This is a genomic window from Gordonia sp. B8661-1 (assembly GCF_059427765.1).
Genome location: NZ_JCAHRL010000002.1, coordinates 454,897 through 468,891, shown reverse-complemented (window position 1 = coordinate 468,891; position 13,995 = coordinate 454,897). Strand labels below are relative to the sequence as shown.

Sequence of the window (13,995 nt, the reverse complement as noted above, 5' to 3'; positions counted from 1 at the left end):
CGAATTCCCGTCCTGGAGGTGGCGATGATCGACCGTGAGCCGGCCGGCCCCCGGCCGACCGTGCGTGGTCGCGAGACCGTCGCGGCCATCGACGCCGCAGCCCGGAAGGTCATCGCGGAGAAGGGCGCACTGCGCGCCACCGTCGCGGACATCGCCAAGGAGTCGGGGCGCTCCCCCGCGTCCTTCTACGGCTACTACACGTCCAAGGAAGATCTGCTCAAACGCTGGGCGAGCGAATTCCGGGACGATGCCGCGCGCCGGGTGCAGCCCGCCTTCTCGAGCGGGCTGAGCCACCACGAACGGATCGAGCGGTCCGCCCGGGCACATTGGGAGACCTACCGGGACCGCATGGCCGAGATGATCGCAGTCACGCAGATGGCGATGGTCAACGACGACTTCGCGCAGTACTGGCATGACTTGTGCCAGAACGCGATCGACAGCATCGCGGACACCATCGTGCGCGCCCAGCGGGAGGGCTATTGCCCCGGCGTGACCCCCCAGGTCACCGCATCGGCCATCGTCGCCATGCTCAACCAGTTCTGCTACGACCAGTTCGCCAACAGCCGCTCCGGGGACCCGGTCGACGACGACGAGGCCGTCCGCGCACTCACCGACATCTGGTACCGGGCGATCTACTGGACGGAGTGACGAGCCGCCGTCAGGGAAGGAGAACGGTCTTCCCGGACAAGCCCTCGTCCAGCACACGATGGGCGTCGCCCGCCTCGTCGAGGGAACGCACCTGCGTGATCCGTGGACGTATCACGCCCTGAGCGAGCAGGTCGATCACCGGCCCGCGCGCCGAGTTTCGCAATTCCATGGTGTTCGGGTTGCCATGCCCCACCCACACCACACCATCGTTCTGCACCGTTTCCATTGCCGCACAGGTCACGACGCGGTGCGCACCGGGTGTCAGAGCGATCGCGGCGCGGACGAGTTCGGTATCGCCGGTGGTGTCCACCACGGCATCCACACCCTGCGGCGCGAGCGCCCGTACGGCCGCGGCCACGTCGTCGTTGCGATCGATCGGTTCCACGCCGATGGATGTCAGATAGTCGAGGTTGGCCGCACTCCCGGTGCCGATGACCCGCAGGCCCCGACTCCGCGCGATCTGGGCGACCATCGATCCGACGCCACCGGACGCCCCCAGCACCAGCAGCGTGCGGATATCACCGTCCGCGGGAAGGTTGGCCAGCAGATCCCACGCCGTGCAACCGACGGCCATCACCACGGCGGCCTCACGCCAGTCGACCTGCTCGGGCTTCGGCGTCAGCATCCACTCCGAGCACACCACGTAGTCCGAGTAGGTGCCGTGCGGATTCGAGATCTTGGTCTCGAGGATCTCCGAGGTCGGGTACACGACCACCGAGGTGCCGACCGCGAACGCAGGCTCCGATGCACCGGTCGCCACGATCGTCCCGGCCGCCTCGCTCCCCAGGTGCAGCGGAAGATCCGCGGCATCCTCACCGAAGAAGCCGCCGTAGCGTTTGTAGTCCACCGGGTTGACGCCGATGGCCTCGACGCGGACCAGGTACTCCTCGGGCTGCAGCGTCGGCACCGGCAGGCTCACCTCCTCAAGCACGTCGAACGACCCGTACCGAGCGGCGACCACCGATCGGATCTCGGTGGGCGACTGCGTATCTCGAACGGTGGCGGCGGCGGTCGGGTCGGTCACGGTGACTCCTCGGACGGTGACGGCGGGATCAGCGATCGATGCAGCCTGTGATGGCCGTCACGTTCACTGTGAACCTGACACTAACATCGGATTCGGATTCGGTCCAGATGTCGGTCGAACCCCACCACGCCGCGGGCTACCGTGCGACGGCGCCGACCTTGAGCACACCAGCCGGATCATGTTGTGCGCCAAGGGCGGCCAGCCAGGCATAGGTGTCGTCGTCATAACAACGACGCAGCCGTCGCGGATCGGCGGACGCCGCCCCGAAGTTCGGTAGTTCACCACCGGTACCCCACGGTTGCAGCGCCGTGATGACGGCGTCGGCGTGCGCGGTCACCGCATCCGCGATCGGCGGGGCGAGCGGCCCTGTCACCAGCACGTTCGCGGCCGCGTCGCGGTGGCAGAACGCGCTGGGCACCGAAGGCCGGTCGGAGAGCGCACCTCCGAGCAGCCGGATCTCGACGATGACCTGCGGCGAACCCGAACCGGGGCCGGCGACCCGCAGTAGTGCACCCAGCGCGTCGGGTGTCAGTTCGGAGAGCAGCAGACTCCGCTCATGGGCCAGCATGGGATCCACCGGATCGGCATGCACCACCCCCAGCGCCGCGTACGGCATCGTGCCGATCCCGTCGAGCAGCACCGTGCCGGCCGACCGCACGGGATCGAGCAGTGCCGCGGCCGACGCTTCGTCGCCGAGTGCGGTGAACCGCACGGCGACGGTCGATCGCCCGGCCAGCATCGGCGGGACGCCCGGTGCGTCGGGCAGTTGCAGGATCGCGAGGGACGTACTCACCGACTGTGGCAGATCTGCACACATCCCCAGCCACGCGGCACAGACCGACGGCGCATCAGTGCCGTCGAAATACAGTGCACCCCCGTAGAATTCGTCGATGGGCAGCAGATCGATCACCACTTCGGTGACGATGCCCAGCGTGGCCCGGCCGCCACGCAGGCCCCAGAACAGGTCAGGATCCGATTCGGCGGTCACGCGGTGGATACGACCGTCCCCGGTCACGATCTCGAAGGAGCGGACGTGGTCCGACGACGCGCCGACCGCGCGGACGAACGGCCCGATACCGCCACCGGTGAGAAAGCCGACGACTCCGACGCCCGGCGCGGAACCGGCGAGGGGAGCCAATCGGTGTGGTGCGGCCGCGTCGAGGACCGTCTGCCACCGCACTCCGGCGCCGATCCGCGCCGTCCGGCTCGCCGGATCGATCTCACACCGATCGAATCCACCGGTCCGGATGAGCAACGACGTGCCATCGATGTCCGCGCCGCCGTGGCCGGTGTTGTGGACCGCGACCGTGAACGCGTTCCCGGCCGCGAAGCGCATCACCTCGGCGATGTCCGCAGCGTCCACCGGGTCGATCACCGCCCACGGGCGACGGGATACGGCGAGGTTGAAACCGGTTGTCGCATAGCCGGGGTCACGCGGCCGGGACACGGCGCCGCGCACCCGGGCCCGCAGGTCGGCGATGTCGGCGTGATCGATCGAGGTGGTCATGACGGTCTCCTTCGGAGCGGGACACGGGGCGACCCGGTCGAGCCGCATCCCCACCATCACGACCGGTGCTTGGCGAATCCTTGGCGGCCACTTGGCACCGCGCTCATACCGTCACGGGCACGCCCCGCCACCTGGACGAGGCCGAGCGCGACCGCAGCCCGTTCGACATCGCGCAACACCTGGTCACGTCCCGGCCCACGAGGCTTACCGAGCGCACGCAGGAGATCGCACCGCACCACCGCCGGCGCGCCGCCGGTGCGCTCGGCGTGGGCGGCGACCTCGTCGACGATTCGTCCGGCCTCGTCGACGCGGCCGAGGAGAAGCAGCAGATCGGCGAGCGCGAGCCCGACCGGCCCCACACATCCCACCTGTCCGACGGTCGCGACCATATGCCGGAACGGCATCAGGTAGTCGACGAATCGCTGTGCGTAGGCCTCGAGTTCGAGCTCGGCGACCACGTGGCCGAGAAGGACGGCCTGGGCGAGGGACGTCCACACCATCGGCCGGTCGTCGGCGAGCCACACCTCGATCATCGTCGTCGCCAGGTCGACGTCGCCGGCCCGCCCGGCGATGGCGGCCACACCCGAGGAGAGCAGCATCGCCACCTGGTTCTCGGAGAACTCGGCGGCCATCGACCGGGCCCAGCCGACCGAATCGAGGTCCCCGCTGTCCACGACGTCGTCCAGCAGACCCTGCTCGGTGGCCAGCGCCATCATCGCGATCGCGCCGCTGCCCGCGACGTACAGTTCGGTCTCCTGGTGCACGGCAACGGCCGTCCGGTAATGGTCGGTGGCCAGATCGAACCGGCCTCGCCACACCGCCAGGGTCACCTCCATCCACCGCAACTGCGCGCGCAGGATGGGCAGACGCAGCCGCTCGCTGCCGACGATGCCGCGTCGCAGACGCAGATCGGCGCCCGCGACGTCGCCCGCCGCCATCAGCGACATGGTGAGCACCGAATCGGCGATGACCCGGTCCACCGGCGACTGACGATGATCGAGTTCGGTGAGGCGGGCGGCGACCCTGAAGGATTCGTCAACATGATCGGCCACCCCCGAGTACGTGATGAGGTGCGCCAGAAGCACATCGGCGGTCAGGTCGGGGTCGTCCACGGCCGCTGCCAGATCGGTGGCACGCCGGAGGAACTCGGCGGGTATGCCGCCATCATGGTGATAGCAGTGGCCGATCGCCAGCGCGGCGAGGACCCGGGCGCGACCCGCCGCGTCATCGATGACCGCGTGCTCGGCCGTTTCCAGTGTGGTGTGTAGCGTCCCCGGCTCCCCCCACGGAGCCATCCACGGCCATCCTCCGCCGGACCGGATCAGCGCGCTGGCCAGCCGTCCGATGGTGGCGGCCGAGTCGCTGCGCACCGCCTCGTTCAGCCGGGCCTCGACGGTCTCGAGCACCGACTGGGCCCGGCCGGCACGCGATCGGGCATCGAGCAGATCGATGAGGAGGGCATCGCGTTCGGACACCTGCTGCTCGGCGGACGGCATCGCCTCGTACGTCCGCAACGCGGCGTCCAGCCAATAGGCAGCATTCTCCGAATCCCATTGTGCGGTGGCCTCATCCGCAGCCCTGCGGCACGCCGTCACGACGTCGCGGGGTTCGGTGACGGCGACGGCGGCGAGTAGATGTCCGGCACGGCGGGGCGCGACATCGGGCACCGCCATCCGCTCCAGTACCTCCGCGGCTCGGGCGTGAATCCGCGCCCGCCGCAAGGGCCGGATCGTCGCGACCGCCTCGTCACGTACGAGAGCGTGGACGAAGCCGATCCCCTGGGTCGGGGTCGTGACCACGATCCGCTCATCGGCCGCCTCGTCCAGACAGTCGGCGATGGAGTCCGCGTCCCGTCCCATCACCTCGGCCAGCATCGGGACGTCGATCTCACCGCCGAGGACCGCGGCGTGCGCGACGACCTCGAGAACTGACGGATCCAGCGCGGCGAGCCGGCGATCGAGAACCGAACGCACCGCCGATGGCACCACCCGGCCGAATCGCTGGGTTCGCGGCAGGCGCGCGTATTCGGAGACGAAGAGCGGATTGCCGTCCGTGCGTTCTGCGAGTGTGCGGGCGTCCGCGTCGGTGATGTCCTCTCCGGCGATCTGCCGGACCAGATCGGCCACCTCCTGCGCCTCAAGACGCGGCACGTCGACCACCAGTCCGTCCGCTCGGGCGACGGCGGCCCGCAACCGGTCGGTCTCGGCAACACGCTCGTCGTCCCGGATCGTCGCGATCACGCACACGGGCGCCTCCCGGAGCACACCGGTGAGGTAGGCGAGAAAGCCGAGGGACATCGCATCCGCCCACTGGACGTCGTCGACGATCACCGTCAGCGGACCGCGCGCGGCCGCGTCCTCGATCAGATGCTGCAGACGCTCGTACACGACGAACCGCGCGGTGTCGGCGTCCGTGCCGGGCGGGACGGACAGCACGTCGGGAGCCGGGGCGCCGAGTTCCCGGCAGAGTTGCCGCATCGGCCACCAGGCGGGGATGCCCTCCGCATCGGGACATCTCACCCAGACGACACGATTACCCGCATCGGCCGCCAGTTCCGCCGCCGCCTCGGCCAGCCGGGTCTTCCCGATCCCGGCGGGCCCCTCGAGGATCACCCAGCGGACCGAGGTGTTCATCTCGGCGTCGAATCGTGTTGCGAGAGCCGCATACTCGGCGTGCCGCCCGACCATCGGCCGCGCCGATGACTCGACGGCCCGCTCCGGGACCGATTCCGGCGCCGGTACCCCGGGCGCGGACATGGTGACCGCCCCGGTCCATCGGGGTGTGCGGGGCCACGCGGCGATCGCCGGGTCATGGCGAAGGATCGCGGCATGGAGATTCCGCAGTTCGGCTCCGGGGTCGAGCCCGAGTTCGTCGGCGAGCGAACGCACATGCGCGGCATGGATGTCCAGCGCCTCGGTGGTCCTCCCCGCCCGATGCAGGGCCATCATGTGCAGCCAGGCGCCCCGGTCGCGCAGCGGATCGTCGGCACGCAACACCCCGATCTCGGCCAGGGCGCCGGCCGTGTCACCGTGAGCCAGCAGCGCGGACACATGGGTGTCCCGGACGGAGTCGCGCACCTCGCCCATCGCGGCCGCGGCCACTGCGACCCAGTCGTCGTCGGCGAACTCCGCCAGCAGCGGACCACGCCAGAGCGACAGTGCCGCTTCGCTTTCGGAGAGCGCCGCCATCCAGTCCGACGCGGCGGCCGCTCGGCGGGCGGATTCGGCGCGAGCCGCGAAGTCGGCGACATCCACCCGGTCGCCGGCGAGATCGAGCCGGTAGCCGGGGCTGACCCGCTCGATCGGCGACGGATCGGTGCCGCCACCCCGGAGCGCGCGCCGCAGGTTCGAGATGTAGGCCTGCAGGCTGGTCGTCGCGGCCTGGGGTGGCGACTCACCCCACACCGCGTCGATCAACCGGTCCGTGGACACCACCGCACCCCGGGCCAGGATCAACGCCGCGAGGACGGCGCGCTGTTTCGGCGACCCGAGGTCGACCGGCACGCCGTCCCGACGGACTTCCATCGTCCCGAGGACGACATATTCGCGCACTGAGTGGCTCCTTCACCGGTTCCCCGACAGCAGTCCCGTGGGGCTGCGGTCACCGGATCTTCAGAAGTGTAGTGGCACTACGCCTCCCGTAGGCCGCCCGACGGGTTTCGCATGGCGACGGCACACACGATCGCCCCCGCGAGGGCCACGGCCACGCCGATCCACAGGGCGATGTGGAGGGCCGAAACGAACTCCGCGGCGGAGCCTCCGTGCAGTACCGACCGGGCCGGGAAGACCGCGCCGAGTGCAGCGACCCCGAGCGCGATGCCCGACTGCCGGAACACATCGTTGATGCCTGCCGCGAGGCCTGCGTCGTCGTCGGGACTCTCCTGCAGCACCAGACCGCTGACCACCGGGTTGAACACGCCGGCTCCGACACAGGCCAGCAGGAATCCGGGAGTCAGGCCCCAGCCCGAACCCTCTGTGCCCCCGGTCGTCATCCAGGCGAGTCCGCCCGCCACCGCCGTCATCGCACCGGCGAGCAGCACACCGGTGGGGACGCGTCCGACGATCCGGTCGGTGAGTCCTGCGACGACGAGCATGGTCATCGTCCCGGGCAGATAGATCAGCCCCGCCTCGATCGCGGAGAGTCCCAGAACACCCTGCAGGTAGAGCGTGGTGTAGACGAACAGCGCGAACATCGACGCCGAGATCGCGAAGGTCGCCACGTTGGCACCCGCGAACCGCGGATTGCCGAACATGGTGAGCGGGAGCATCGGCTCGGGCACCCGGACTTCGACGACGACGAAGGCACCCGATGCCGCGGCGGCGAGGATCAGGGCACCGAGGGTGACGGGGTCGGTCCAGCCACGGTCGTTGGCGCCGATGAGCCCGAAGGTGAGGGCGCCGAGTGCGAGGATCACCAGGATCTGGCCGGCCCGATCACCGCGGCGCGGGGACGTGCTGACCGATTCGCGCACCCATCGGGTCCCGAGCAGCATCACCGCGCCCACCGGCAGATTCAGGGCGAAGATCGCGCGCCAGTCGATGGTCTGGGTCAGCACACCGCCGACGAGCGGGCCGATCGCGAAGGATGCGCCGATGGTCGCGCCATAGGCCGCCAGCGCCCGGGTCCGTGCGGCGGGCGCGGGGAAGGCATCGGCCAGGACCGCGAGCGACGACGCGAACAGCAGCGCACCGCCCACCCCCTGGATGATACGGCCGCCGATGAGGATATCCATGCTGCCGGCCATCGCACACACCGCCGACGAGGCCGTGAAAATGGCTGCGCCACAGATGAACACCAGTTTCCGACCATAGCGGTCGGCCCAGACCCCCGCGCCGAGCACCAGTGCCGCCAGCGTGACGGTGTACCCGTCGACCACCCATTTGAGTTCGGACATCCCCGCACCGAATTCGCGCGCCATCGACGGCAGCGCGGTGTTCACGACGGCGATGTCGAGCATGAGCATCGCGGTCGCCAGGCAGACCACGGCAAGGGTGATGCGCCGCGCCGCCGGGCCGGGCGACGCGGCCGTCACGTGCGGCGGTGACAGCTGTGTCGAGTGCAGGGTTGGTGGCATGACGGAACAGTCCTTCGCAGATCGCCGAAAGGTGCGACCGGACGGCCGGCACCGGGGAAGACGAGACCCACGATGGCGGCGCGTGCTTGGCGCCTTCTTGCGATCCGCTTGGACCGCCGTCAGTCGACGACCAGCACCGGCTTGATCGTCCGGCCCGCCAGCGAATCCGCGGCGGCACGTTCGATGTCGACGAAGGGATAGGTCGTGATGAGATCGTCGAGCGGCAGGTCGCCGTCGAGGTAGAGGTCCGCCAATTCCCCGATCACCTCGTCCGGCACCACATCGCCCTCGATGACGCCGCTGATGGTGAGGCCCTTGTAGAGCACCCGCATGACGTCGAACTCGAGCCGTCGGCCGATGCCGACCAGCGCGATGCGCCCGCGCGGTTCGGCGGCGGCGACCGCGGCATCGAGGATGTCCTGCCGTGCGGTGGTGTCGACGGCATGACGGGTGCCCGCGCCGCCGTGCGCCGCGGTCACCGCCGCGGCGACCTTGTCGACGGCCGTCGGGTCGACGGTGCCGATCGCCCCGAACTTCTCCGCCATGGCACGGCGCTCGCCGATGGGGTCGACGGCGACCACGCGAGCACCGAGGCGTGCGGCCGCGTACACCGCGCACAGTCCGACGCTGCCCGCCCCGTACACCGTGAGCGTCTCACCGGACTCCGGACGCAGCACTCGCGTGACGGTCCCGTAGCCGGTCTGTACTCCACATCCGAGCGGCGCCGCGACGGTCGGCGGTAGGTCCGCGGGAACAGGAATCGTGTTGTCCTCGTGGGCGATTGCGTAGGTTCCGAAGCTGGACTGCCCGAAGAAGCCGCCGTACACGGGTGCGCCGTCGCGGCTGAGTTCCGTCGATCCGTCCGGTCGTCCCGCGGTGTTGAGGCCCGCGACGCAGTACGCCGGGTGTCCTGATGCGCACTGATCGCAGCGCCCACAACTGCGGAACGTCAGGCACACCGAGTCGCCCGGCCGCACCCGGGTGACCCCGGGACCGACCGACTCCACGATGCCCGCACCCTCATGGCCGAAGACCTGCGGACACCGAGCGGCCGGCCACGTCGCCCGCATACCGAGGTCGGTGTGGCAGATGCCCACCGCTCGCATGCGGACGCGCACCTCACCGTCGCGTGGTTCGTCGATGTCGACGGCTTCGATCTCGAAGGGGCCGCCCGGTTCCGCGACGATCGCGGCGTCGATGCGCACGCGGTCAGACGCGGTCGAGGTAGAAGTACAGGTGGCGGCCGTCGACCACGCCGCCGGTGCCGTTCATGATGCCCATCAGGGTCGTCGGGCCGACCCGCTTGAAGTGATCGATGACGGGCTGGCCGTCGTAGACCATCGACGCCGTGATCTCCCCGCGGAACTCGACGGACCACAGACTGGCCTCACCCTTGCCGAGTTTCTTGTTGGAGAACAGCTTTCCGTCCTCGTCACGACACATGAGCGGCTGGACGTCGGTGCGCGAGGTGAAGGTCTTGCCGAACCACCCCGCCTTCTCCAGCATGCCGTTCACCGGGTGACCGGTGGTGAACTCGCCGCCCTGCCAGGCACCGAAGATCTCCTCCGGTCGCACGGTCTCCAGCCCGGCCCACACGGCGTCGAGTTCCGCGTCGTCGACGAGCCCGTCCACCTCCCGGAGTTCGGAGAATCGCTGCTGCGCCTGCTCATGGGACAACGTGGGTGCGGACATCGGGTGCCTCCCTGGTCGGTTCGGTTCCGGACATCCGGGTCGTCGGCCGATCGGCGCGGCACCCCTGTCCTGAACGGATCAGAGACAACATATATGAGATATGGGTCAGGCTGCCACGAGCCTCTCGCACCGCCCCGCCAGCGCACGCCGGTCCGTCCCCGGCAACTGCACCTCGTGCACGCGGATATGCACCGTGAGGCCACGCATGCGCAGGACGCGCGCGAGTGTGTCAGCGGGACCGTCGTCGCCGATGAAGCTGGGCACGGCCGTCGTCTCGTCGCCGGGAGTGGTGAACCGCAACCGCACCGGGATCACCGGCACACCCGCGTCGATGGCCGCCTGGAAGAACGCGGGCCGGAAGCGGCCTGCCTCGCGACCGCACCAGGTGGTGCCCTCCGGGAACACCGCCACCGAGGAGTCGCGGTGCAACCCGGCGACCGCCGTGTCGATCACGGAAGGCAAGGCGCGCAACGAATCCCGGTCGACCAGGATGACGCCGAGCCGCCGCGCCAGACCGGACACCACCGGCATCCGGCCCACGTCCGACTTGGCCACGAAGTGTGCGGGGTTGATCACGGCCAGCGCGAGGATGTCGAGATAGGAGATGTGGTTCGCGACGACCAGCCCGCGGGTGTTCCCGGCGAACGGCCGATGATCGTCGATGCGGATGCTCACCCCGATCGCCGTGAGCAGGCTGCGGGCCGCGCGCTGCAGGAACCGTCGCCGCACCACCCGTGGCAACACCGAGACCATCGTCCCCGCGACCACCAGCCAGCAGGCGATCACCGTCAGCCGCACCACCCGGAAAGCCACAAGGCACCAGCCCGCCGCCTCGAGATGCCGGTCGGCAGCCAGGCAGTGGTCGCCGCACGGGCTCGTCGGAAACCAGGCGTGCCGGACCGGTGACGGTTCGACGCGGACCGCCGGTGCCGAACCCGCCACCGGAACCGTTCCGTCGAAGGGCCCGGCCAGCACGCTGGTCATGCGGGCACCCCCGCTTCCGGCTCCGGACGCAGTCGCGTGATCGCCGCTCTCAGACGACCGAGGTAGCGCGCGTTGAGGTTGTCGCGGTCGAGGACCGTCACGAAATCACCGACACCGAAGACCTCGTCGACCGCCGGCTCGCCGCACACGCGCGCACCGAGTCGCAGATAGGCACGCAGCAGCGGTGGCATCGGGAACGACTCGGGCGCTTCGATGTCGTCGAGGAGCCGTCCGTCGATGCGCGCGCGCCGGTGCGGATACACCTGCCACGGCGCTGCATGCCGGTTCCGCACCTCGTCGCGCACACCGCGCAGCACCGAACCACGCCCGGAATCGGTCGCACCGTCGAGCGGCACCGACACGCAGCCGAGGAGATGGTGGTAGTCCCCCATCTCGAGGTACCGCAGCAATGCGGCCCAGATGAGCGCGGTCGTGGAGCCCTGCCGGTGATCGCGGTCCACGCAGGCCCGCCCCATCTCAACGGTGCTCGCGCGGATGCCGTCGAGTTCGGCGACGTCGAACTCGGTGCTCGTGTACCACCCGCCCGCGGCGATGGCCCGCGGGGGCGGCAGCAGCCGGGCGCACCCGATGAGCCCGCGGCCGGCGGTGATTTCCGCGTGACGGACGACCAGATGTTCACAGAACTCGTCGAATCGGTCGGCGTCGCGGCCGGTGGCGGCGTCCCCGATGGTGTCGGCGAAACCGGGTTCGTCGGCGAAGACCCGGTAGCGCAGACGCTGCACCTCCGCGATGTCCTCCGGGTCGTCGGTGAGCTCGACCGTGACCGGACCGGCGACCAGGATGGGCCCGGCCGCGAGATTCGTCCCCGATGTCGTGGTGATCGTCATGACACGAATGAAATCCACGGCGGACGACGCCACGGCGACCGCCGCGTGTCGTGTCGGTACTCGGTCGGTGAACTCCCCTGTCCGCCGTTCGGACACCACACGTCCGGGGCAAACGGCGACAGACCCCCGAGCCGAACGGCTCGGGGGTCTGTCGGTGTGGATCAGCGGCGGATGCCCGCGGGCATCACTTGCGCTTCTTGATCTCCTCGGTCAGCTGCGGTGCGACGTTGAACAGGTCGCCGACCACGCCGTAGTCGCTGATCTCGAAGATCGGGGCCTCTTCGTCCTTGTTGACGGCCACGATGGTCTTCGAGGTCTGCATGCCCGCACGGTGCTGGATGGCGCCGGAGATGCCCAGCGCGACGTACAGCTGCGGCGAGACGGTCTTGCCGGTCTGACCGACCTGGAACTGTCCCGGGTAGTAGCCCGAGTCGACTGCCGCGCGCGAGGCGCCCACGGCCGCACCGAGCGAGTCGGCGAGTTCCTCGACGACGGAGAACTTCTCGGCCGATCCGACGCCGCGGCCACCGGAGACGACGATCGACGCCTCGGTGAGCTCGGGACGATCGCCGCCGACGTTCGGCTCCACCGACAGCACCTTCACGGCGTTCTCGGCGGGTGCGGGCACCTCGACGTCGACGCGGGTTCCCGCGCCGGCCGCCGGTGCGGCGTCGACCGCGCCCGGACGCAGGGTCGCGATGACGGTGCCGTTCACCTCGGCGTCGACGGTGTAGGCGCCACCGAAGATCGAGTGGACGCCGCCACCCGGCTTGACCTCGATGACGTCGGCGAGCACGCCGCCGCCCAGACGCACGGCCAGGCGGCCCGCGATCTCCTTGCCGTCCGCGTTGGCGGCCAGCAGGATGCCTGCGGGTGAGGCGGTTTCGGCGATCGCCGACAGGACGTCGACCTGCGGGCTCAACAGGTAGCCGGTGTTCTGATCGGACTCGGCGACGTAGATCTTCTCCGCGCCGGCCTCGGTGAGAGCCGGGATGACCGCATCGGCCGAACCGGACTTGCCGACGACGACGGCCGACGGCTCGCCCAGTGCGCGGGCGGCGGTGATGAGTTCTGCGGTGACCTTCTTCAGCTCACCTTCGGCATCTTGCTCGACGAGCACGAGTACTTCTGCCATGGTTTCTCTCCTGGGATCTGTGGTGCGGACGACGGGCCGCGGCCTGTGGCGCTGCGGCGCATCCGCCCGGGTGACGAATGTGGGTGGGAGTTAGATGATCTTCTGTCCGACCAGGTACTCGGCCACCTTGGTGCCGCCGTCGCCCTCGTCGACGACGCGCTCGCCGGCTTCCTTCGGGGGCTTCGGGGTCACCGCGGTGACCTTGCTGCCCGCGTTGGCCAGTCCGACCGTGTCCGGCTCGACACCCAGATCTGCCAGCGTCAGGGTCTGGATCTCCTTCTTCTTCGCGGCCATGATGCCCTTGAAGGACGGGAAGCGCGGCTCGTTGATCTTCTCGTTCACACTCACGATCGCCGGGAGGGTGCCCTCGACGGTGGTGATGCCCTCGTCGGTCTCGCGCTCACCGGTGACCTTCTCGCCGTCGACGGTGACCTTGCGCAGCGAGGTGAGGTGCGGCAGCTCGACGTACTCGGCGATCATCGCGGGCACCGCGCCCACGCGGCCGTCGGAGGCCTCGTTGCCGGCGAGGACGAGTTCGACGCCCTCGACCGTGCCCAGCGCGGCGGCCAGCACGTAGGCGGTCTGCACCGCGTCCGAACCGTGCAGGAGTTCGTCGCTGATGTGGATGGCCTTGTCGGCACCCATCGACAGCGCCTTGCGGATCGCGTCGGTCGCGCCGGCGGGACCCGCGGTCAGCACGGTCACCTCACCGCCGTTGGCCTCCTTGATCTGCAAGGCCTCCTCGACGGCCTTCTCGTTGATCTCGCAGATCACCGGATCGATGGAGCGATCCAGGGTGAAGTCCGAGTCGTTGAGCTTGCGTTCCGACCCGGTGTCGGGAACCTGCTTGATCAATACGACAATGTTTGTCATGGGTCTGCGTCGACCTCCTGCGTCGGTTTCTCCACCTTACTGCCCAGTAAGTTGGACTCGGTCTCCCCTACTTTAGCCTTCCGCACTTCGGCGTAAAACATCGCCTACCTCACAGAAGGCCAAATGACGGACCGGTGACGCGCTCATCCGCGCCCGGCGTGCCGCCGCTCACCGCACAGCACAACGGGCCCGCCACCGGTTGCGGTGGCG

General features: G+C 69.5%; 11 protein-coding genes. 1 reads left to right on the top strand and 10 read right to left on the bottom strand.

From position 1 onward, the window contains the following. Positions 1–24: 24 nt before the first annotated feature. Positions 25–648, top strand: coding sequence for a TetR/AcrR family transcriptional regulator (locus tag AC4JJG_RS06180; RefSeq protein WP_495400052.1), 624 nt, complete (start codon positions 25–27; stop codon positions 646–648). Positions 649–658: 10 nt separating this feature from the next. Here AC4JJG_RS06180 and AC4JJG_RS06175 read toward each other — a convergent pair whose 3' ends face one another. The 10 genes from AC4JJG_RS06175 to AC4JJG_RS06130 all read right to left on the bottom strand — a co-directional run bounded on the left by AC4JJG_RS06175 (position 659) and on the right by AC4JJG_RS06130 (position 13,785). Beyond that, positions 659–1,672, bottom strand: coding sequence for an NADP-dependent oxidoreductase (locus AC4JJG_RS06175; RefSeq protein WP_495400051.1), 1,014 nt, complete (start codon positions 1,670–1,672; stop codon positions 659–661). Positions 1,673–1,808: 136 nt separating this feature from the next. Beyond that, positions 1,809–3,179, bottom strand: coding sequence for an FAD-binding oxidoreductase (locus AC4JJG_RS06170; RefSeq protein ID WP_495400050.1), 1,371 nt, complete (start codon positions 3,177–3,179; stop codon positions 1,809–1,811). A gap of 56 nt (positions 3,180–3,235) precedes the next feature. Beyond that, entirely contained in the window at positions 3,236–6,730 is a 3,495-nt protein-coding gene (locus tag AC4JJG_RS06165) for an ATP-binding protein (RefSeq protein WP_495400049.1), read from the bottom strand. Between the two features lie 77 nt (positions 6,731–6,807). Further along, positions 6,808–8,253 carry an MFS transporter gene (locus AC4JJG_RS06160; RefSeq protein WP_495400048.1) on the bottom strand — a complete coding sequence of 482 codons (1,446 nt, stop codon included), beginning with the start codon at positions 8,251–8,253 and terminating at the stop codon, positions 6,808–6,810. Between the two features lie 119 nt (positions 8,254–8,372). Then, positions 8,373–9,458: an NAD(P)-dependent alcohol dehydrogenase gene (locus tag AC4JJG_RS06155; protein ID WP_495400047.1), complete on the bottom strand. Its 1,086-nt coding sequence runs from the start codon at positions 9,456–9,458 to the stop codon at positions 8,373–8,375. Between the two features lie 4 nt (positions 9,459–9,462). Beyond that, positions 9,463–9,945: a DUF4334 domain-containing protein gene (locus AC4JJG_RS06150; RefSeq protein ID WP_495400046.1), complete on the bottom strand. Its 483-nt coding sequence runs from the start codon at positions 9,943–9,945 to the stop codon at positions 9,463–9,465. A gap of 105 nt (positions 9,946–10,050) precedes the next feature. After that, on the bottom strand, positions 10,051–10,929 hold the full coding sequence (locus tag AC4JJG_RS06145; RefSeq protein ID WP_495400045.1) for a lysophospholipid acyltransferase family protein: 879 nt from the start codon (positions 10,927–10,929) through the stop codon (positions 10,051–10,053). Next, positions 10,926–11,777, bottom strand: a complete 852-nt coding sequence (locus AC4JJG_RS06140) for a GNAT family N-acetyltransferase (protein ID WP_495400044.1) — start codon at positions 11,775–11,777, stop codon at positions 10,926–10,928. Before AC4JJG_RS06140 ends, AC4JJG_RS06145 begins: the two co-directional genes overlap by 4 nt. Positions 11,778–11,961: 184 nt before the next feature. Further along, a complete protein-coding gene (locus tag AC4JJG_RS06135) occupies positions 11,962–12,912 on the bottom strand; it encodes an electron transfer flavoprotein subunit alpha/FixB family protein (RefSeq protein ID WP_495400043.1) in 951 nt (316 codons plus the stop codon). A 90-nt stretch (positions 12,913–13,002) separates the two neighbouring features. Further along, the gene (locus AC4JJG_RS06130) at positions 13,003–13,785 is read right to left on the bottom strand and encodes an electron transfer flavoprotein subunit beta/FixA family protein (protein ID WP_495400042.1); all 783 of its coding nucleotides are present in this window, start codon (positions 13,783–13,785) and stop codon (positions 13,003–13,005) included. Between the last annotated feature and the right edge of the window lie 210 nt (positions 13,786–13,995).